The following is a 23,460-nucleotide window of genomic DNA, read 5'->3' as shown; positions in this document are numbered from 1 at the left end:
AAACGAATCCAGGCAAAAACAAAATGGATGCCTCCTGTAAAATACAGAGAAGCATCCATAATGTCCGCCTAACTTATAAATATGTGTCCAGAATTCTGGGTACATATCATAGCAGGGCGTCTTTTTTCACCATTTTGCATGGCTCGTAGCGTTCACAAAATCTTCACAAAAAATTAGCACTCACCTCTTGACGGTGCTAACAACAAGTGTTATATTACCAGTATAACAAAGATAACAAAGAGGATACGGAAGTGATTCCTGTATCCTTTTCCTATGATATAAAGGAGGAAAAGCCTATGAATATCAGTAAATTTACACAGAAATCCATGCAGGCTGTTCAGGACCTTGAGAAAGTTGCCTACGAATACGGCAATCAGGAAGTCGAGCAGGAGCATCTTCTTTATGCGTTGCTGACTCAGGAGGACAGCCTGATCCTTAAGCTGATCGAAAAAATGGAGATCAACAAAGAATACTTTATTAATGTAGTGAAGAAAGCACTGGAAGCAAAAGTAAAAGTATCTGGTGGAGATCTGAGATTTGGTCAGTATCTTAATAAATCCCTGGTTAATGCAGAGGACGTTGCCAAGTCCATGGGAGATGAGTACGTATCCGTTGAACATCTGTTTCTTTCCATGCTGAACGATTCAAGTCCGAGCATGAAAAAGATTTTTAATGAATTTGGTATTACTAAAGAAAGATTCCTTCAGGCACTGTCAACTGTTAGAGGCAATCAGCGAGTTGTAAGTGATAACCCTGAAGCTACCTATGATACACTGAATAAGTATGGAGAAGATCTTGTAGAAAAAGCCAGAAATCAGAAACTGGATCCTGTCATCGGACGTGATGCAGAAATCAGAAATATCATTCGGATCCTTTCCCGTAAGACCAAGAATAACCCGGTACTGATCGGTGAACCCGGTGTTGGTAAAACAGCAGCAATCGAAGGCCTTGCACAGCGAATTGTAGCAGGAGATGTACCGGAAGGGCTGAAAAACAAGAAAATTTTTGCACTGGATATGGGAGCACTTGTTGCCGGTGCCAAATATCGTGGTGAATTTGAAGAACGTCTGAAAGCTGTTCTGGAAGAAGTCAGAAAGAGCGAAGGCGAGATTATTCTCTTTATCGATGAACTTCATCTGATTGTTGGTGCAGGTAAGACAGATGGAGCTATGGATGCAGGTAATATGCTGAAGCCTATGCTTGCCAGAGGTGAGCTTCATTGTATTGGTGCAACTACTCTGGATGAATATCGTCAGTACATCGAAAAAGATGCTGCACTTGCCCGTCGTTTTCAGCCAGTCATGGTAGATGAACCCACGGTTGAAGATACAATTTCAATTCTTCGTGGTCTGAAAGAAAGATATGAAGTCTTTCATGGTGTTAAGATTACTGACAGCGCACTGGTTGCAGCAGCCACACTTTCTCATAGGTATATCACAGACAGATTCCTGCCAGACAAAGCAATCGATCTGGTAGATGAAGCCTGTGCACTGATCAAAACAGAACTGGATTCCATGCCTACAGAGCTGGATGAGCAGAGACGTAAGATCATGCAGCTGGAGATTGAAGAGTCTGCACTCAAAAAAGAAACAGACAATCTGAGTAAAGAACGTCTGTCAGATCTTCAGAAAGAACTGGCTGAACTGCGTGACACATTCAACACACAGAAAGCACAGTGGGATAATGAAAAACATTCTGTTGAGAAGCTTCAGAAACTTCGTGAACAGATCGAAGATATCAACAAACAGATCCAGAAAGCAAAACAGAATTATGATCTGGAAAAGGCAGCAGAACTGCAGTATGGTGAACTGCCTAAACTTCAGCAGCAGTTGGAAATCGAAGAAAAACAGGTTAAGGAAAGCGACAGAAGTCTGGTACATGAAGCTGTAACAGATGATGAGATCGCAAGAATCATCTCCCGTTGGACAGGTATTCCTGTAACAAAACTGACAGAAGGAGAAAGAACGAAACTCCTGGGTCTGGAAGATGAACTTCATAAACGTGTTATTGGACAGGATGAGGGTGTACGTCTGGTAACAGATGCTATCCTCAGATCAAAAGCAGGTATCAAAGACCCGACGAAACCTATTGGTTCATTCCTGTTTCTTGGTCCTACAGGTGTTGGTAAGACAGAACTTGCCAAGACTCTGGCAGCTACACTTTTTGATGATGAGCAGAATATGGTACGAATTGACATGAGTGAGTACATGGAGAAATATTCTGTATCTCGTCTGATCGGAGCGCCTCCGGGATATGTAGGATATGAAGAGGGCGGTCAGCTGACAGAAGCTGTTCGTCGTAAACCATACAGTGTTGTACTTTTTGATGAAATTGAAAAAGCACATCCGGATGTGTTCAATGTACTTCTTCAGGTGCTTGATGATGGACGTATCACAGATTCTCAGGGCAGAACTGTAGATTTCAAGAATACAATTCTGATCATGACATCTAACATTGGTTCACCATACCTTCTTGATGGTATTGATGAAAAAGGTGAGATCAAACCGGAAGCTCAGGAGCAGGTTATGAATGACCTGCGTGGACATTTCCGCCCGGAATTCCTGAACCGTCTGGATGAGATCATTATGTTCAAACCATTGACAAAAGAGAATATTGGCGGCATAGTAGATCTTATGGTAAAAGAACTTGATCACCGTCTTGCTGATCAGGAGCTTTCTCTGGAACTGACAGATGCAGCCAGAACACAGGTAATTGAAAATGGATATGATCCGATTTATGGTGCACGTCCACTGAAACGTTATCTGCAGAATTATGTGGAAACACTGGCAGCCAAGAAGATCCTTTCCGGTGATGTGCATGCCGGGGATACTCTTGTACTGGATGTAAAAGATGGAGATTTTGTGATCAATACCAAATAATCTGTTCAGGAGGTACCAGATGATTCCAAAAGATCCGGTTATGCTGTTAAGCTATGTAAATACGCAGCTCAGGGATTTTTATAAATCCCTGGATGCGCTCTGCGAGGATAAAGACCTTGACAGAGAGGAACTGGTTGAGAAGATGGCATTAATCGATTACGAGTACGATCCGTCAACAAACCAGTTCATATAAAATATTATAAAGAATTCCCGGTGCAGACCGGAAAAAAATAAAACTCCAGAGGGGATTTCCGCAGAAAATCCGTTGGATATGACACTCAGAAAAATAGATTTCAGGACACGTTACGGTTGCTGTGCAATCTGCGTACCGCTTATTAACTGCCATTCGGGTCGAACTCGCCTTACGGCTCAGACATGACCCTCGGTGGCAGTAACAGACACAGATTTTACGACGCCTCCTCACTTACCGTCCGGAAATCTATATTTTCCTGTGTCATGTTTCATCAGGTTTTCACGGAATCCCTGCAGGAGTTTTTTTATTTTTCCAGTCTGTACCGTACTTTACATGGCTCACGGCGCATACGCCGCGGTTCGCCGCCGGCCAGGCCTGGAAGGATGAAGGGGGAAAGTCAGGACTGGCGGAGAAAAATACAAAAAATTGGTAATACACAGCTTACAGGAAAATACAGAGAGACAGAATTGAACGAATGTCTGTGTAGATTCCGTTAATGAGATGCAGGCAAGCTGATGTCACCGAGCCGCTGTTTGAGCCGTAAGGCGAGTTGCAGGCGAATGGCATCAAATAAGCGCATGCATCGAATTAGGAATCAAGCAATATTCGTTCGATCTGTTCTCTGTATTTTTTTTTGTAAGCGTAATATATTTTATTATTATTTAGCCACACAAACTAATTTCACACTCATACTTCCAATATAAATCTTAAAAATCTGTGAAATTCACAAAAAACAGTTGCTTATTTTATGCAAATGCATATAATATATAATTAGCCGACTAATCAATAGCCGACTAACTAATTAGCTTTAACGGAGGTGAAACATTGTTTACAGAAGGAGAACCAGAGTTTGGGCCTGAGGCAAACAAATCATCCTATCTTGGAATGTTTATGCGGATCGACCGCCGCTTCATGAGCAAATGCTTTGGACAGATGCAGGAATGCGGAATATATCCCGGACAGATCCCGGTATTAGGATTGTTGGCACATAAAGATGGCCTGAGTCAGAAAGAAATTGCCGAGAAACTGAGGATCAAACCACCTACGGTCAATGTAACAGTACAGCGACTGGAAAAAGCCGGATTTCTGTATAGAAAAGCAGATGAAAAAGATCAGCGTATATCCAGGATATATTTAACTGAAAAAGGACATCAAGCCAAAGAGAAAGGTATAAACAAAGTAAAAGAAAATGAAAAAATACTCCTGGAGGGATTCAGCGAAACAGAATTGTGTCTTTTGAGAAGATTTCTGGAACAGATAATTGAAAATATTGATAAAATTCCGGATAATTCCAGAAAGAATAATGAAGAAAAGGAAGGTAAGAACAAGTGATCAAACTAATGAAATATCTGAAGAAATCGGCTGGCTATGTGGTTCTGATCATAGCGTTGCTGTTTCTTCAGGCATACTGTGATCTGTCCCTGCCGGATTATACATCAAAGATCATAAATGTGGGAATCCAGCAGAGCGGAATTGAAGACAATGTTCCTGATAAAATCAGAAAAACATCTATGGACAGCCTGAAATTGTTTATAGGTGAAGATGATCAGAAAACAGTTGATTCATTTTATGAAGAAGATGGAGAAAATTTTGTACTGAAAGACAAGATTTCATCTGAAGACAGAGACGAAATCGGCAGTATCCTTGCAAAACCGATGATGATACTGTCAGGTTTCTCTTCTGACAGTGATGAAATGAAGGCTGCATTTATAAAGATGGGTATTCCGGAGGGCACAGATCCCGTAGAGGTACTGCCACAGATGCCGGAAGAAGCGAGGCAGCAAATTGCTGAGAGATTTGATGAAAAACTCAAGGATATGCCTGAATCTATTGTCACACAGGCAGGCATTTCCTACGTGAAGAGTGAATATGAAGCAATGGGAGAAGACGTAGATGCAATACAGATGCATTATATAAAGATTTCCGGAGTGAGAATGCTTGGCATGGCACTTATTACAATGCTCTGTGCAATCAGCGTGGTATTTCTTTCTTCCAGAGTAGCTGCTGCTCTTGGACATGATTTGAGAAATGCAGTTTATCGCAAGGTTATCACTTTCTCAAGCAGAGAATATCATAAATTTTCCACAGCGTCTCTTATTACACGATGTACCAATGATATACAGCAGGTGCAGCAGGTTATGGCGATGCTTTTCAGAATCGTGCTCTATGCACCAATCCTCGGACTTGGAGGTGTGATCAGGGTATTAAATACAGATGCTTCCATGACATGGATCCTTGGTGTGGCTGTATTACTGATTCTGATCGTGATCTTTGTACTGTTCCAGGTAGCAATGCCGAAATTCACGATTCTCCAGACCCTGGTAGACAAACTGAATCTGGTAACAAGAGAAATTCTTACAGGTATTCCTGTTATCCGTGCATTCAGCCGTGAGAAACATGAAGAAGAACGTTTTGAAGAAGCAAACAGAAGACTTACAAAGACAAACCTTTTTGTAAACAGATGTATGACATTTATGATGCCGACTATGATGCTGATCATGAACGGCGTGTCAGTACTTATCATTTACAGCGGAGCCTATGCAGTAGATAACGGAACCATGCAGGTTGGTAACGTTATGGCATTTATTCAGTATGCAATGCAGATCATCATGTCATTCCTTATGATAACTGCAATGTCTATCATGCTTCCACGTGCAAATGTTGCAGCACTTCGTATTAACGATGTCCTGACAACAGAAGTCAGCGTTAATGATCCGGAAAATCCGGTGCAGCCAGCCGAAAATGTAAAAGGAACTGTAGAATTTGATCATGTAAGTTTCGCATATCCGGAAGCTGGCGAAAATGTTCTGACAGATATCTCGTTTAAGGCGGAAAAAGGTGAGACGGTTGCAGTTATCGGAAGTACAGGAAGTGGCAAGAGCACACTGGTAAATCTGATTCCGAGATTTTATGATGTGACAGAAGGTTCTGTCAAAGTAGACGGAATTGATGTGCGTGATATGACACAAAAAGATGTAAGGGCACGACTTGGATATGTTCCACAGAAGGGAATTCTTTTCTCAGGAACAATTGATTCCAATATCCGTTACGGAAAGACAGACATTTCTGCTGATGAAGTAAAAGAAGCAGCAGAAGTTGCACAGGCAACAGAGTTTATTGAAACAAAACCGCAGAAATATGAATCTCCGATTGCCCAGGGTGGAACTAATGTTTCAGGAGGTCAGAAACAGAGGCTTTCCATTGCAAGAGCTATTGCCAAAAAACCTGAGATCTTTATTTTTGATGACAGTTTTTCAGCACTTGATTTCAAGACCGACAGCACTCTCCGCAGGGCGTTGAAAAAACATACAAAAGAAGCAACAACAATTATCGTGGCGCAGCGTATCAGTACAATCCTGAATGCAGATAAGATCATTGTACTGGACGATGGACATATGGCAGGAATCGGTTCCCATAAAGAACTGATGAAGAATTGCGAAGTTTACCGTCAGATTGCCATGAGTCAGCTTTCAGAGGAGGAATTGGCATGAGTGAGCAGAGAAGAAGACGTGGGCCTATGGGCGGCCATGGAATGCAGCCGGGAGAGAAGGCGAAGGACTTCAGAGGCTCCATGGCAAAACTGTTCCGTTATATGGGACGATACAAAATCCGTTTTGTAATGGTATTTATTTTTGCAATTGCAGGAACTATATTTAATATCGCAGGACCGAAGATCCTTGGTAAAGCAACAACGGAACTTTATACAGGACTCGTGGCCAAGGTAAATGGCACAGGGGGAATTGATTTTACAAAGATTGGAACAATTCTTCTCTGGACATTGGGTCTGTATCTTTTCAGTGCGTGTTTTTCCTTTATCCAGGGCTGGATCATGACAGGGATTTCCAATGATGTCACATATAATCTGAGAAAAGACATTTCAAAGAAGATCAATCATTTGCCGCTCAATTATTTCGAAAGCAGGACGAATGGTGAAATTCTTTCCAGAGTTACCAATGATGTGGATACTCTTCAGATGAGTCTGAATCAGAGTCTTACACAGCTGATTACATCAGTAACTACACTGATTGGTGTAGTTATCATGATGCTTTCTATCAATGTGTGGATGACAGTTGCTGCACTTCTGATCCTTCCGGTGTCCATGTTTATTATTCAGACAGTGATGAAACATTCTCAGAAGTATTTCCAGGCACAGCAGAATTATCTTGGCGCGGTAAATGGACAGATTGAGGAAAACTTTGGCGGACATGATGTTGTCAGAGTCTTTAACAAAGAAAAAGATGTACTTGACGAATTTGAAAAAGATAATAAGAAGCTTTACGAGTCAGCATGGAAATCACAGTTCTTGTCCGGAATGATGATGCCGATCATGCAGTTTGTCGGAAATCTTGGTTATGTTATGGTAGCATTTCTTGGTGGTGTCTTTGCAATCAAGGGAACGATCGAAGTCGGAGATATTCAGTCTTTCTTCCAGTATATCCGTAACTTTACCCAGCCGATCCAGCAGATTGCCCAGGTAACAAACCTTCTCCAGTCTTCAGCTGCAGCTTCTGAGCGTGTATTTGAATTTCTGGAGGAAGATGAGGAAGAACAGCAGCCGGCGCATCCGGATTCCATTGAGGGACTGAACGGAAATGTTCAGTTTGAACACGTAGAATTCGGGTACAATCCGGATAAGATCATTATTCATGATTTTTCAGCAGATGTGCGTGACGGTCAGAAAATTGCCATCGTAGGACCGACAGGAGCAGGAAAAACTACCATGGTCAAACTTCTCATGCGTTTCTATGATGTAAACAAGGGTGCTATTAAAGTTGACGGACATGATGTAAAGAATTTCAGCAGGAGTGAACTTCACGAAATGTTTGGAATGGTACTTCAGGATACATGGCTGTTTTCGGGAACAATCATGGAAAACATTCGTTATGGACGTCTGGATGCTACAGATGAAGAGGTTATAGCAGCTGCAAAAGCCGCACATATTCATAATTTTATCATGCAGCAGCCTGGCGGATACCAGATGGTACTTGATGAGGAAACCAGTAATATTTCGCAGGGACAGAAACAGCTCCTTACCATTGCGAGAGCAATTCTTGCAGACAACAAGATCCTGATCCTTGATGAGGCAACTTCATCTGTTGATACGAGAACAGAAATGCAGATCCAGAAAGCTATGGATAACCTGATGAAGGGCCGTACAAGTTTTGTTATTGCACACAGGCTTTCAACGATCAAGGATGCAGACCTTATCCTTGTAATGAAAGATGGCGATATCATTGAGCAGGGAAATCATGAAGAGCTTCTTGCAAAGAATGGATTCTATGCGGATCTTTATAACAGCCAGTTTGATAAAGGGTCTTCAGAGGAAATGTGTTCCTGATCATAATAAGTAAATAAAACCAGAATATAAGCCATATAAATAAAAGACAGCCTCATGACGCAGGAACAACTCTTGCCAGAGGCTGTCTTTTTGAGTATAATAAAAAAATTATACGACTTTGACCAAGTTACTGTGAACGGAGTGAACAGTAATGATTACAGCAGAAGGAGGAGAATGTGTTAAGATTATGCTGGATGTGAACAATGGCAGAGCGTATCTGCAATATGTAACAGAATGTCTGAAAAGAAGGCTTGAAGAGACAGATACTGCGATTCTTGAAGGAACCAGAGAAATCGAAAACATGCATGAATACTACTGGGAAAACTATACAGAGATGGATCAGTACGGTTATGAGGATTTTGATAACCGGCAGGCGCTGCAGAGCCAGGTAAATGCCAATGAAGAACAGTTCCTTCTGCGCAAACGCTTCCGCAAAATGCTGGATTCTCCCTTTTTCGGGAGAGTAGATTTCCTTTATGATGGGGATGATGAGGCGGAATCTTTTTATATTGGAATTGCCAATCTTTCGGAGAGAGCGGGAAGCCGTCCGCTGGTGTATGACTGGAGAGCGCCGGTAAGCGGGCTGTTTTATGATTATGATAAAGGCCCGGCCTCCTATGAGGCACCATCAGGAACTTTTGAAGGCGAGATCACTTCAAAGTGGCAGTACAAGATACGTGGCGGCAGAATGGTTTACGAATTTGAAAGCGATGTCAAGATAGATGATGAGATTCTAAAGGCTGAACTTGGGAACAGCGGTGAAGTACAGCTTAAAAACATTATCCGTACCATACAGAAAGAACAGAATGCGATTATCCGTAATACCAAGGACAGAATTATGGTGATCCAGGGGTCTGCAGGAAGCGGCAAAACTTCTGTGGCACTTCACAGGATCGCATATCTTCTTTATCATGACAGGGAGCATCTGAAATCTTCCAATATCCTTGTTTTGTCACCGAACAGTGTTTTTTCCGATTATATTTCACATATTCTTCCTGAACTGGGTGAGGAAAATATCCGGGAAATGAGTTTCGACCTGTTTGCCTACAGAGAACTGAAGGACATTGTGGCTGACTGCGAAGAAAAATATGACCAGATTGAAAGGGAAGTCAGAAGACCTGACAGGGGGAATATCTGCCGCCTGAAACAGTCAAGAGAATTTACCTCGAAGCTGGATGGCTTTATGATGGGACTGGAAGATGAACTGATGGATTTCAGAGATGTGGAATATAAGGGGTGCGAGCTAAAAGAATCCAGGATCATTGATCTTTTTTACTTCAAGTTTATGGATATTCCTCTTCTTTCACGAATGGAAGCGGTTGCAGAATATTTTATTGATGAAGTGGAGACTCTGAGAGGAAGAGATCTTTCTGATGAAGAGAGAGAAGAAATAAATGAAAAATTCATGAAGATGTATGAGACCAGAGACTGTTATGTCCTTTACAGCAGATTCCTGAAACAGGAAGGATACAAGGCACTGCCACGTGTGGCTGTAGAGAAGAGGAAGCTGAAATATGAAGATGTTTATCCGGTTCTCTACCTTAAAAATTCTCTTTTCAGAAGCAGGAATAACAGTGGGATCAAGCATCTCGTGGTTGATGAAATGCAGGATTATTCCTGGATGCAGTATCTTCTTCTGAAGAAGCTTTTTCCGTGCAGGATGACGATCCTAGGAGACAGAGCACAGACAATGGAAGACAGACAGCAGGATGTACTGGAATTTCTTCCGGTCATATTTGGAAAAGATATCCGGAAGATCATCATGAACAGAAGTTACAGAAATACTATGGAGATTGCAGAATATGCGAATCAGCTGGCGGGGATCAAAGATATGGATCTATTCCAGCGTCATGGCTGTCCGGTATTTGAAAGGCGGGGCGTTTCGAGAAGAGAAGCTCTTGATGAGATATTCGTACAGTGGCAGAACCGCTCTGAGGATTACGAAACGGAAGCACTGCTGCTTCTGACTGAGGAAGAAGCAAGGGAAGCATATCAGTATCTCAGAGAAAAAACGGAACAGAGCGGAAATACAGAAAAATATCCTGTGACCTATATGGACAGAAACAGCCAGACATTCTGCAAGGGTCTTACGGTGACTACATTTTATCTTGCAAAAGGGCTTGAGTTTGATCAGGTCTTTGGGCTTTTTGAAGAAAAAAAGAATAGAGGCCTTACAACACAGGCAAAGTATATTACAGCAACCAGGGCATTGCATGAGCTGTGTATGTATGAGGTTACCGGTCACAGGTAACAACTTTATATTTTCTTCATAGGATTTTCACATTACTGAAATGAAAATTCATTGACATGTATGTAATAAAATTGTAAAATATAGCACAAGGTTATAAATACTGTTCAGAGCTGGACAGTAAATATAAAAATCATAACTGAAATAAGGAGGATGTTATGAAGAACAAAAGAATACTTGCGATTTTAGCAATTTCCATATCAGCATCTGTACTGATGGCAGGCTGTAGTTTCTTTGGTGGAGATGAACCGGAAGAAGAATCTGTTGCAGTGACTGTAACACCTACACCGGTAGCTACCGAGACACCTACACCGGAACCGACGATCGCACCGGATGTACAGAATACAACTTATACTTCCGCGGATAAGTCTGTAGCTATCAATCTGCCGGACGCAACATGGTCCAATAAGACAGATGAGACAGATATGCTGAGCTTTGAGTCTCCGGACGAAGGCAGCATCCTTATCCTTCATGGACAGGGTGAAGACACCATGGCTTCCGCTGTAATTCCAAGTTCTCAGGATATGGCAGTATCTCTGGAACAGGCAGACGGTGATAAGACTGACGGAACAGATTTTGAAATTCAGGATTATTCTGCAAATGATGTAAATGGAACAGGCGTTTATACCTACGTTACAAAGATGCTGAACACAGATAAAAGTGACGGAAATCTGTATGTAGTGCATAAAGTATTTTCAAATGATTCCGAGTACTACAGTCTTACAGGTTCTGTTAAGACAGAAGATGCACTTGCACCGATCAAGGCAGCTGTAGATTCTTTCCAGATCCTTGGAGATTCCTCACTGAAAGATGCAGCACCTGCAACAGCAGCTCCGGCAGGAGACAGCAGTGCGGCAGCAGACGGCAGCAGCACTGATGCAGCGGCAGCTGATGGAAGCACAGGAGATGCGGCAGCAACAGATGGAAGTACAGATGGAGCAGCTTCTTCTGACAGCACAGGAACAACTTCCAACTCCGGCGGCTTCACAGATGAACAGCTGAGCAACACTGATGAAACAAGAACACTTTATCGTAACTCAGACGGACATCCATTTGTAATTACTCCGGATGGAAACGGAAACTGGGTAGACTTTGACGGTAATACCTATACTTTCGCAACAGACCAGGATGCATATGATGCAGATGGAAACAGCTATTACTGGCATGGAGAAGGTGCAGACGTATATTATATGCCTGTTGAGTAAATCTCAGACAGAACGGTGACTGCCGGCAGGCAGTTATCTGAAAAAGTAATAAGAAAAGGCAGGTGAGAAATCATCTGCCTTTTGTTACTGTGATGACCAGATTGCTGTGAACGGAGTGAACAGTAACCAAATGACAGTGCGAATGGAGGAAAATATGGAAGCATATGGGAAATTTGCGCAGGTTTATGATATGTTCATGGATAACATTGATTATGAAAGCTGGGCAGATTATATTACAGAACATCTGAAAGAACAGGGAATATCAGACGGGCTTGTACTGGAACTTGGCTGTGGAACAGGAACTATGACAGGATTGCTTGCTCAAAAAGGATATGATATGATTGGAGTGGACAATTCAGAAGAAATGCTTGCTGAGGCAATGGAGAAGAAAGTTGAGTCAGGACTTGATATACTTTATCTTTTGCAGGATATGCAGGAATTTGAACTTTATGGAACAGTACGTGCTGTGGTAAGCGTCTGTGACAGTCTGAATTATATTACAGAAAAAGAAGAACTTCTGGAGGTTTTTCGTCTGGTAAATAATTATCTGGATCCGGGCGGAGTATTTCTTTTTGATATGAACACTCTTCATAAGTACAGAGATATTCTGGGAGATACGACTATTGCGGAAAACAGGGATGAAGGAAGTTTTATCTGGGATAATACGTTTGACCCTGAAAAAAATCTGAATATTTATGAACTGGCTGTTTTTCTTCCGAGAGAAGACGGCCTTTATGAAAAATGTGAAGAGCTTCACTGCCAGAAAGCCTATACAAGGGAAGAAATCGAGGAACTGCTGAAAGAAGCAGGACTTAAACTTATGGCAGTGTATGATGCCTATACAATGAATCCTGCCACGGAGGACAGTGAGAGACTGTTTTTCATGGCACGGGAATCAGGAAAATAAATAAAAGAGAGGAAACAATATGAATGATTATATAGTAAGAGCAGTTGCTGCAGATACTCAGATCAGAGCCTTTGCAGCTGTGACAACAGAAATGGTGGAGACTGCACGTAAGCACCATAATACAAGTCCGGTTGCTACTGCAGCACTGGGACGTCTGCTTACAGGTGGCGCCATGATGGGCGTGATGATGAAAGGTGAAAAGGACATTCTTACCCTTCAGATAAAGGCGGACGGACCGATTGAAGGAATCACTGTAACTGCAGATTCCAAAGGCCGTGTAAAAGGTTATGTAGGTAATCCGGATGTCATTATTCCGGCCAACTCCATTGGCAAGCTGGATGTGGCAGGTGCTGTAGGGCATGGTATCCTGAATGTGATCAAAGATATGGGAATGAAAGAACCATATTCCGGTCAGGTTGCTCTGCAGACAGGTGAGATTGCTGAGGATCTTACTTATTACTTTGCGGTAAGCGAACAGGTACCGTCTGCAGTAGGCCTTGGTGTTCTTATGAACAAAGATAATACTGTACGTCAGGCAGGTGGCTTTATTGTACAGGTAATGCCATTTGCAGAAGAAGCTACAATTGCAAAACTGGAACAGAATGTACAGAAAATACAGTCAGTAACAACTCTTCTTGAACAGGGCCATACGCCGGAGAGTCTTCTTGAACAGGTACTGGATGGTTTTGATATTGAAATTAATGATACAATGCCGACAGAATTTTACTGTAACTGCAGTAAGAGCAGAGTGGAAAAAGCCCTGATCAGCATTGGTCGTAAGGAATTAAATGAACTGATACAGGAGGGCAAAGATGTGGAACTGAACTGTCATTTCTGTAACACTAACTACGTATTTAACGTGGAAGAACTTAAAGAAATTCTCAGAAAATGTAAATAACGATATTGGCTTCAGGCGGCAGGGAGGAATAAAGTGAAAGACGGATTTATTAAAGTAGCTGCGGGAACTCCGGAAGTTCAGGTGGCAGACTGCGAATTTAATGCAGACAAAATCATTGAAATGGCAAAAGAAATGGAAGAGCAGGGCGCAAAGGTTATGGTTTTCCCGGAACTCTGCATCACAGGATATACCTGCGGAGATCTTTTTTGGCAGGAGACACTCCTGGAAGAAGCAAAAGCCCAGCTTATCAGAATTGCGGAAGCGACAGAGGATATAGATGCACTGATCTTTGTAGGGCTGCCGCTGGAATATAACAGCAAACTTTATAATGTTGCAGCAGGCCTGAGTCATGGAGAAATCCTTGGATTTGTGCCCAAAATCCATATTCCGAACTATAATGAATTTTATGAGGCAAGATATTTCACCTCAGGAGAAAAAGTTGACGGAACTGTGTCCATTCGAAAAGAAACTCCCGAGACAGAGTTTGATTCAGATAAATTTGCAGGAATTCTTGTAAACGGAAAAGTGATCGAATTTGGTTTTGATGATGACACTGACGAGTATGAGGATGAAGACGAGTATGAGGATGAAGATGAGGATTTTGAGGAAGAGGATATGGATGAATATGAAGTATCCATTTGCCCGAATATGATCTTCACCTGCAATGAAATTCCCAAATTGCAGGTTGCAGCGGAAATCTGCGAAGACCTCTGGGTTCCAAATCCGCCGAGTGTACAGCATGCATACCATGGCGCAAATCTGATCGTCAATCTTTCTGCAAGCGATGAAGTCGTTGGGAAGGATTCTTACAGAAGAAACCTTGTCAGCGCACAGTCAGCACGTCTTCTCTGCGGATATATTTATGCCAGTGCAGGAGAGGGAGAATCCACACAGGACGTTGTCTATGGAGGACATGACCTGATTGCCGAGAACGGCACGATCCTGGCTGAGAGCAGACGATTTATTAATGGAGTGATCTATGCAGATATTGATATCAACAGACTGAATAATGAGAGACGCAGAATGACAACCTGCCAGTTTGCACCGGATGTAGTACCCGAGGGGCAGGATATGTATTATAATGAAGAATTCTTTTCGCTTGATGTCGAAGAAACAGAACTTATACGTAAGTTTGATTCAAGACCGTTTGTGCCGGGTATAAGAGAAGAAAGGGAACGACGCTGTGACGAAATCCTCAATATCCAGGCAATGGGACTTAAAAAGAGACTGGCACACATTCACTGCCAGAATGCAGTGATCGGACTTTCCGGAGGACTTGATTCCACACTGGCGCTTCTTGTAACAGTAAGGGCATTTGATATGCTGGGAATGGACAGGAAAAAAATTACAGCAGTTACAATGCCGTGTTTCGGTACAACAGACCGGACATATAATAATGCCTGCCAACTCAGTAAATGTCTGGGAACAGAGTTAAAAGAAGTTAACATAAAAGATGCAGTAAATCTTCATTTCCGTGATATCGGTCATGATCCGGAAGTGCATGATGTAACATATGAGAACGGACAGGCAAGAGAAAGAACCCAGATTCTCATGGATATTGCAAATCAGTCAGGCGGTATTGTTATTGGAACAGGTGATCTCTCGGAACTTGCACTTGGCTGGGCAACTTATAACGGAGACCATATGTCCATGTATGCAGTAAATGCGTCTGTGCCGAAGACTTTGGTACGCCATCTTGTCAGATATTATGCGGATACCTGTGATGACAGCAAGCTTAACGAGATTCTTCTGGATATTCTAGATACACCAGTAAGTCCGGAACTTCTTCCACCTAAGGATGGGGTGATCTCCCAGAAAACAGAAGATCTGGTGGGACCTTATGAGCTTCACGACTTCTTCCTGTATTATATGCTCCGCTGGACATTTCCTCCGGCAAAGATCTTCCGTATGGCGAAGATTGCCTTTGCGGGTGAATATGATGAAGAAGTAATACTTAAATGGCTGAAAATTTTTTACAGAAGGTTTTTTACACAGCAATTCAAGCGCTCCTGTCTTCCAGATGGCCCGAAGGTCGGAAGTGTGGCAGTTTCTCCAAGAGGAGATTTAAGAATGCCAAGTGATGCATCTATGAAACTCTGGATGAGAGAACTTGATAAGATCAGACTGTAAATAAACAATGACAGTGGCGGAGGCCTTCAGTGGACCTCCGCCTTTTCAACAGCTTTGCGGATTGCATTGATAAGCATTACAGATGTATACTTCTGGTCACTTGGATATTCAAGATTGTCAAGAGACTGGTCTGTGTAGATCTGGCTGGAAAGTGAGTTCAGCACAGGTTCTACCAGAGGAAACATGGCAGAAGTGCTTTCACTCAGATTACGCAGCTGTATTGAACGGATATGCTCCTGATCAACAGTTACTTCCACATCGAAGGTATTGCTGTTCAGCTGAATAGAAGTACGGTAAATTCCAGGTGTATATCTGGAGGTGGAAGTATTGGATACAGCAGCTGATTTTTCTGATCCGAACATAAAGAACATCAGCACTCCAAAGATTATAAGGAGAACCAGAAAGATGATAGTGTAGATTACCTCTTTCATATGTAGCACGATGATTTTTGTTTTGGAACTCATTGTCTGCGCCTCCTGTTTGGTGATTGTGTTTTCCGGTAAAATTTCAGAGGGATACCGTTTTAATATATCTTATTGTTCAGAATCTGGATTTATGTTAGTACAGCGAAAAATTACATTTGTTTTTGGGAGGTTTTTATGTCACTGCAGTTTATTATAGGAAATTCCGGTGCCGGCAAATCCTGGACCTCGTATCAGAATATTATAAGTGAATCCGGAAAGCATCCGGAGATCCGTTATTATGTGATCGTGCCGGAACAGTTCACCATGCAGACACAGAAAACACTGGTTGAAATGCATCCGGACAAAGGAATTCTGAATATTGATATCCTGAGTTTTGAACGTCTGGCATACCGTGTATTTGAGGAAGTAGGCGGAGATACCAGAAAAATGCTGGAAGAGACCGGCAAGAACATGGTTTTGCAGAAGCTGATCCAGACAAAGGAAAAAGATCTGGATTATCTGGGAAGTCAGATGAAAAAGGCCGGATATCTTGATGAAGTCAAATCACTGATTTCTGAATTTATGCAGTATGAAGTCAGAGAAGAAGAAATGGACAAAATGCTGAAAGATGCAGAGGACAGGCCGCTTTTGCATATGAAGCTGAAAGATGTTTCTGTACTTTATCAGGCATTTCGGGAATATCTTTCCGAACATTATATGACCGCAGAGGAAGTTCTGGAAGTTCTTGTGAAAGAAATTCCATTTTCACAGAAGCTGAAGGGGAGTGTAGTACTTCTGGATGGCTATACAGGTTTCACACCGATGCAGCACAGAGTAATACAGGAATTGCTTAATATTTGTGCGAAGGTGTCGGTGACTGTGACCATGGATACCAGAGAAGAGCTTCTAGCGAAAGGAAAACCTCATCAGCTTTTTTTTATGAGCCACAAAATGCTGACCAGTCTTGCCGGACTTACCAGGGATATGGAAGAACCGATTTGGATCCAGGCAGGGGATAAATCACGTTTTGCGGAGGCACCTGCACTTGCATTTCTGGAACAGAATCTCTTCCGTTACAGAAAAAAAGTTTATAAAGCGGAACAGAATGAGATCAGACTTTTTGCGGCAGGTAATCCGGAAAAAGAAATGGAAGAAACTGCCAGGAGAATAAGAAGGCTTATAAGGGAACAAGATTATCATTACGGACAGATTGCAGTGATAACAGGTAATCTGGAGGAATATGGAAGTATTGCCAGACAGGTTTTTCAGGCAGCAGGAATTCCGTTTTTTATTGATGAAAAGCATTCCATACTTATGAATCCGTTTGTGGAGTATCTCCGTGCGGCAATTGAGATGGCTGTACAGGGATTTTCCTATGAAAGCGTATTCCGATATCTGAGATGTGGAATGTCAGATATTACGCGCAAGGAAACGGATATTCTGGAAAATTACGTGATCGCACTCGGTATTCGCGGGCTGAAAAAGTGGAAGGAAACATGGGTGCGCACCTACCGTGGAATGAAACCGGAGAAAATTCTTGAGATTAACGGAATCAGAGAGAAATTTATAGAAGAAACAGAAAATCTTGGAATATGTTTTTCAGGCAAAAAGCGGTCTGTGAATGAATATTGCAGAAGTCTTTATGAATTTATCACTGGAAGTAAAATCCAGAAAAAGCTGAAACAACAGGAAAGAATGTTTCAGAGAAACGGTGATAAAGCAATGGAGAAGGAATATGCGCAGATCTATGGAATCGTTATGGACCTTCTGGATAAAATGGCTGAAATTCTTGGAAATGAGATGGTGAGCGCAGAGGAATTCCGTCAGATACTGGAAACAGGTATGGCGCAGGCAAAAGTGGCACTGATTCCACCTTCAATGGATCAGGTTCTTGTTGGAGATATGGAAAGAACACGTCTGAAAGATATCCGGGCACTGTTTTTTGTGGGCGTCAATGAGGGAAATATACCGAAGAACACAGATTCAGGTGGAATACTGACAGAGACTGACAGGGATTTTCTGGAAGATCAGGGGATAGAACTTGCACCCGGTCCAAAAGAACTTATGAATATGCAGCGATTCTATCTGTATCTGAATCTTACAAAGCCATCCGAATATCTCTGTCTTTCCTACAGTCTTTCTTCAGGAAAAGGTGAGGCATCTTCACCGGCATACCTTATCCACACAATAGAACATCTTTTTCCGGGGCTTTCTACTGTCAGAGCAGAGATGCCGGAACAGGAAATGGATCTTCTGGAAACACCGGAGACATCACTGGATTATGTGGTCAGAGGACTGAATGAAGAAGAAAACCGCAAAGATAATCCATATTTTCAGGAGTTGTACAGCTGGTATCTTAAAAGTCCGGAATACAGGACATTGATTAAGAAACTTACAGATGCTGCATTTATCCGAAAACCGCAGGACCAGATAAGTAAAAGTGTTGCCAGGGCTCTGTATGGAGATATATCTTCTTTTGGTGCAACCAGGCTGGAGCGTTTTTCAGCATGTGCATTTGCACATTTTCTGAAATATGGGCTGGCAGTTACAGAACGTGCTGAATACGAATTCCGGGCAATGGATATGGGAAATGTCATGCATCAGTCGCTTGAGGATTTTGCCGCAGAATTAAAGAGAAAAAATCTGGAGTGGAGTGAGCTGAAAGATGAAGAGAGGAATGCCATTGCAGATGAATGTCTTGACAGGGTTGCGGCTGATTATGGGAATACAATTCTTCAGAGCAGCGCAAGAAATCATTATATGATACAGAGAACACGCAGAATACTGAAAAGAACAGTATGGGCACTGCAGGAACAGCTGAAAAACGGCCGTTTTCATCCGGAAGGATTTGAGGTATCAATAGGCGGAGGCCGTATTGACCGTCTTGATGTTCTGAAGGAAGATAATAAAGTATACGTAAAGATCATTGATTATAAGACCGGAAATACATCGTTTGATCTGGTGAGTATTTATCATGGACTGCAGCTTCAGCTGGTGGTCTATATGGAAGCTGCGATACAGGCAGAACAGAGAAAATATCCGGACTGTGAAATAAAACCGGCAGGTATTTTTTATTACAACATAAAAGATCCGATGATACAGAAAGAAATGGAAAGTGATCTGGAACTTATCAATCCGGAGCTTCTGAAAAAACTCAAAATGAATGGTCTGGTTCTTTCTGACAAAGACATCATCGCTAAAATGGACAAAACTACAGTTTCACTTCCGCTGAGCTATAATAAAAGCGGTACTCTGAGAAAGGGTGCATCTGTTGCAACAGAAGAAGAGTTTGCGGCACTGGGAAAATTTGTAAAGCAGAAAATTGAAAATGTAAAAGAGGCAATCTATAACGGAAATGTAGAAGCTTCACCGTACGAATTAAAGGACAGAAATGCCTGTACTTACTGCCCGTATCAGGGAGTCTGCGGGTTTGATAAAAAAATCCCCGGCTATGAATTCAGGCGGATAAAACAGTTTACGGATAATGAAATCTGGAAAATGCTCACAGGAGAGGAGGACTGAGGATGGGAGTAACATGGACAGAAGAACAGAAAAAAGTAATTACTCTGCGTGACAGAAATATTCTGGTAAGCGCAGCAGCAGGCTCCGGCAAAACAGCAGTCCTTGTACAGCGTATTCTCAGCAAGATCATGGATACAGAGCGCCCTGTAGATATTGACAGGCTTCTGATCATGACATTTACAAGAGCAGCAGCAGGAGAAATGAAAGAGAGAATTTCTGCAGCAGTTGAACAGGCATTGTACGATAATACGGATAGTGAACACCTGCAGAAACAGATGACACTGATCCATAATGCACAGATTACAACCATTGACGGTTTCTGTTCGTATATTATACGAAATTATTTTCATATGGTAGGCCTTGATCCCGGATATAGAACTGCGGAAGAAGGGGAATTGAAACTTTTGCGGGAAGATGTAATGAAAGAGCTTATGGAGGAAGCATATCAGGAAGCAGACGAGAAATTTATAAGTCTGGTAGAATGCTATTCCCAGGACAAGACTGATGAGAGTATCACAGATATGGTGTTCAAACTTTATGAAGCAGCCATGAGCCATCCTTTTCCGGAAGAGTGGCTTGAAGAATGCCTGGAAGCATACAGAATCGAAAGTGCAGATGAGCTTAGCAGTGGAAAATGGATGGAATGTTTGTGGGAGGAAGTCCGTGAAAAAACAGAGCAGGTGGAAAACCTTCTGGAATATGCAACTGAGATCTGCCAGAGCCCAGGCGGTCCGTATTATTATGAAAGTGCACTGCAAAGTGACAGCCTTCTTCTTGAAGCAGTAAAAAAATGTGAGGCCGCAAAAGAGTTTGATGAACTGAAGAAAGTTCTGGATGAACATTCTTATGCGAAACTTTCTACAAAAAAAGATGATTCCGTGGAACCGGACAGTAAAGAACTTGTCAAATTTATCAGAGATAAAGAAAAGGATCTGTGGAAAGAACTTTCTGAATATTATCTTGGACATAAAACGAAAGAAATTCTGGAGGTGATTCGCTGCTGCAGAAAACCCATGGAAGGTCTTACAGAGCTTACGCTTAAGTTTATGAAGGCTTTTTCTGAATATAAGAGAGAGAAAAATGTTCTGGACTTTACAGATATGGAACATTTTGCACTGAAAATTCTTGTAAAAAAAGAAGATGGTAAGCTGACTCCCACGCAGGCGGCCAGAGAACTTTCGGCCAGATATGATGAAGTTATGGTGGATGAATATCAGGACAGTAATGAGGTACAGGAACTGATTACCACACTTGTTTCCGGCTGGGTGGATCATCGCAAAAATATATTTATGGTCGGCGATGTAAAGCAGAGTATATACCGTTTCCGACTTGCAATGCCGGAGCTGTTTATGGAAAAGTACCACAGCTATTCTCTGGAGGACAGTGAAGAACAGAGAGTGGATCTTCATAAGAATTTCAGGAGCAGACCTCAGGTTTTAAGTGCGGTTAATTTTATTTTCCGCCAGATCATGGGAGAAGATATGGGTGGAATCACGTATGATGATGACAATGCCCTTTATGCAGGAGGGAGTTTTCCGGAGGGAGAAGATCCGGAATTCCTGAAAACAGAAGTTCTTATTATAGAAAAAGATGGACCGGAACTTGAAGAGGAACAGGGAAAAAAGACGGCAAGGGAACTGGAAGCACTGGCTATTGCTCAGAGGATCCGGGAAATGGTTGGCAGAGATGAAATAGTTGATAAAGAAACCGGTGAATATCGTAGGATCGGTTACGGAGATATTGTTATTCTTCTTCGTACGGCAGCAGGCTGGACAGAAACTTTTAACGAGGTACTTACTTCTAAAGGGATTCCTGTTTATACGGCATCAAGAACCGGATATTTTTCCGCACAGGAAGTAGTTACTCTGCTGAATTTCCTCAGAATCTGTGATAATCCGCTGCAGGATATTCCTATGACGGGAGTTCTTTATTCTCCGATGGTGGGCTGCACAGCGCAGGAACTGGCAATGATCAGAAGTGAATATCCGGAAGGTTTTGTTTATGAAAGCCTCTGTGAATATGCCGGTGAGGGACAGCTGGTGCTTTTTCCGGAAGATGATGAAAAAGAGATTCTGAAAGAAAAAATAAGAAATTTCCTGGATATTCTTAATAAGATCCGTAATATGGCACCATACACACCAATTCATGAGCTGATTTTTGCCTGCCTCAGGGAGACTGGATATGGTGATTATGTAAAAGCCATTCCAGGAGGTGCACAGAGAAGTGCAAATCTCCATATGCTTGTGGAAAAGGCCATGGATTATGAAAAAACAAGTTACAGAGGTCTGTTCAATTTTGTACGTTATATCGAAAAACTCCAGAAATATGAAGTCGATTTCGGAGAGATAAATCTGGCAGATGACGGAAGTGGCGCTGTACAGATCATGACAGTGCATAAAAGCAAAGGACTGGAATTTCCGGTCGTATTTGCAGCCGGTATGGGAAAACAGTTTAATTTTCAGGATATGAATGCCCGTTTTCTCATTCATCCGGAACTGGGGTTTGGCGTAGATGCAATCCTTCCGGAAAAACGTCTGATTATCTCATCTATATATAAACAGCTGATACGCCGCCAGCTGAAAAGAGAAAGTCTTGGAGAAGAACTGAGAGTTCTTTATGTGGCACTTACAAGAGCAAAGGAAAAACTGATCATTACAGGAACTCTTGGAAAAATCTGTGAGACTCTGAGAGAATGTCGGGTGTATGGAGATCAGACAGTACCACTTCTGCCGTTGGGAATAAGGCTGAAAGGCAAAAATTACTGGTCTTATATACTGCCGGCACTTTACAGAACGGAAGAAATGCAGAAACTGTGTCATGAATATGGAATCGTGGAAGACTGGTATCCGGTCTGTATGGAAGAACATGCGGAATTTGTAATACGCAGGATTACGGCAGCAGATCTTATCCAGGGTGAGATATTGAATCAGACGGATGAAGCTGTACAGGAAGAAATCATGAGAAACTGGGATGCTTTCAGAATTTATGATGAAGAGGTACATAAGGTTCTGCAGGAAAGATTTGAATTTATTTATCCATATGGATACCTCAGAAATCTTCCGGTTAAGGTAAGTGTATCTGAACTGAAAAAACGAAATTATGCAGAAGAACAGGACAAAGAAGAAGCGTTGTTTTTTGAACCTGATGTTGTGCCTCTGATACCGGCATTTATTGCAGGGAAAACAGAAGAGTTTAGAGGAGCGGCAAGAGGAACTGCATATCATCGCATTATGGAGTGTCTGGATTATGAAAATACAGATTCCGGAGAGGATATACGAAAACAGCTGAAACATCTTACAGAACAGAAAAAAATGTCTGTTGAAGAGGCTGATTGTGTTTTTTCCGGAGATATTATGAGATTTGTGCAGTCATTGCTTGGCAGGAGAATGAAAAAGGCATATCTGTCCAATAAACTGTATAGAGAACAGCCTTTTGTGATTGCCGGAGATATGCAGAAATTACAGCCTGACTGGAAGGGTGGGGAAACCGTACTGATTCAGGGAATCATTGATGCATATTTTGAAGAAGACGGTGAACTGGTTCTTGTAGATTATAAGACAGATAAGGTACGAATGGGACAGGAAGAACATCTGGTGGAACTTTATCACACACAGTTGGAGGATTACGCAGATGCTCTGGAGCGGATGCTGAAGAAAAAAGTAAAAGAAAAATATATTTATTCTTTTACACTTGGAAAAGCAATTCTTCTTCCATAATAAATAACAAAAGACAAAAA

13 protein-coding genes are annotated in these 23,460 nt (G+C 42.0%); 12 read left to right on the top strand and 1 reads right to left on the bottom strand.

Annotated elements, in window-relative coordinates; all coding sequences use genetic code 11:
- The first annotated feature begins 296 nt into the window (after positions 1-296).
- The 10 genes from clpB to ACTNB8_RS12670 all read left to right on the top strand — a co-directional run bounded on the left by clpB (position 297) and on the right by ACTNB8_RS12670 (position 15,798).
- Complete coding sequence (gene clpB, locus ACTNB8_RS12715; RefSeq protein ID WP_441055253.1) at positions 297-2,879, top strand: ATP-dependent chaperone ClpB; 2,583 nt, start codon at positions 297-299, stop codon at positions 2,877-2,879.
- 19 nt (positions 2,880-2,898) lie between these two features.
- Positions 2,899-3,072 (top strand): DUF4250 domain-containing protein, encoded by a 174-nt coding sequence (locus ACTNB8_RS12710; RefSeq protein WP_441055251.1) that lies wholly within the window; start codon positions 2,899-2,901, stop codon positions 3,070-3,072.
- An 825-nt stretch (positions 3,073-3,897) separates the two neighbouring features.
- Positions 3,898-4,404, top strand: coding sequence for a MarR family winged helix-turn-helix transcriptional regulator (locus ACTNB8_RS12705; protein ID WP_441055249.1), 507 nt, complete (start codon positions 3,898-3,900; stop codon positions 4,402-4,404).
- Positions 4,401-6,563 carry an ABC transporter ATP-binding protein gene (locus tag ACTNB8_RS12700; protein WP_441055247.1) on the top strand — a complete coding sequence of 721 codons (2,163 nt, stop codon included), beginning with the start codon at positions 4,401-4,403 and terminating at the stop codon, positions 6,561-6,563. The genes ACTNB8_RS12705 and ACTNB8_RS12700 overlap by 4 nt, the downstream gene beginning before the upstream one ends.
- Positions 6,560-8,410: an ABC transporter ATP-binding protein gene (locus tag ACTNB8_RS12695; protein WP_441055245.1), complete on the top strand. Its 1,851-nt coding sequence runs from the start codon at positions 6,560-6,562 to the stop codon at positions 8,408-8,410. The genes ACTNB8_RS12700 and ACTNB8_RS12695 overlap by 4 nt, the downstream gene beginning before the upstream one ends.
- 187 nt (positions 8,411-8,597) lie before the next feature.
- Entirely contained in the window at positions 8,598-10,661 is a 2,064-nt protein-coding gene (locus ACTNB8_RS12690) for a HelD family protein (RefSeq protein ID WP_441055257.1), read from the top strand.
- Positions 10,662-10,816: 155 nt separating this feature from the next.
- Complete coding sequence (locus tag ACTNB8_RS12685; RefSeq protein WP_441055243.1) at positions 10,817-11,863, top strand: hypothetical protein; 1,047 nt, start codon at positions 10,817-10,819, stop codon at positions 11,861-11,863.
- Positions 11,864-12,017: 154 nt separating this feature from the next.
- Entirely contained in the window at positions 12,018-12,770 is a 753-nt protein-coding gene (locus ACTNB8_RS12680) for a class I SAM-dependent DNA methyltransferase (RefSeq protein ID WP_441055241.1), read from the top strand.
- 19 nt (positions 12,771-12,789) lie between these two features.
- Positions 12,790-13,668, top strand: coding sequence for an Hsp33 family molecular chaperone HslO (gene hslO / locus ACTNB8_RS12675; protein WP_441055239.1), 879 nt, complete (start codon positions 12,790-12,792; stop codon positions 13,666-13,668).
- Positions 13,669-13,701: 33 nt separating this feature from the next.
- Entirely contained in the window at positions 13,702-15,798 is a 2,097-nt protein-coding gene (locus tag ACTNB8_RS12670; protein WP_441055237.1) for an NAD(+) synthase, read from the top strand.
- 26 nt (positions 15,799-15,824) lie between these two features.
- Here ACTNB8_RS12670 and ACTNB8_RS12665 read toward each other — a convergent pair whose 3' ends face one another.
- Positions 15,825-16,262 carry a hypothetical protein gene (locus ACTNB8_RS12665; protein WP_441055235.1) on the bottom strand — a complete coding sequence of 146 codons (438 nt, stop codon included), beginning with the start codon at positions 16,260-16,262 and terminating at the stop codon, positions 15,825-15,827.
- A gap of 135 nt (positions 16,263-16,397) precedes the next feature.
- Here ACTNB8_RS12665 and addB point away from each other — a divergent pair, with 135 nt between their 5' ends.
- Both addB and addA read left to right on the top strand, forming a co-directional pair.
- On the top strand, positions 16,398-19,724 hold the full coding sequence (gene addB, locus ACTNB8_RS12660; RefSeq protein ID WP_441055233.1) for a helicase-exonuclease AddAB subunit AddB: 3,327 nt from the start codon (positions 16,398-16,400) through the stop codon (positions 19,722-19,724).
- A 2-nt stretch (positions 19,725-19,726) separates the two neighbouring features.
- Entirely contained in the window at positions 19,727-23,440 is a 3,714-nt protein-coding gene (gene addA, locus ACTNB8_RS12655) for a helicase-exonuclease AddAB subunit AddA (RefSeq protein WP_441055231.1), read from the top strand.
- Positions 23,441-23,460: the final 20 nt, after the last annotated feature.

The organism is Blautia sp. HCP28S3_G10 (genome assembly GCF_052065235.1).
GTDB lineage: Bacteria > Bacillota > Clostridia > Lachnospirales > Lachnospiraceae > Blautia_A.
The sequence above is the reverse complement of the archived record's forward strand: the minus strand, read 5'-3'. Positions and strand labels throughout refer to the sequence as shown.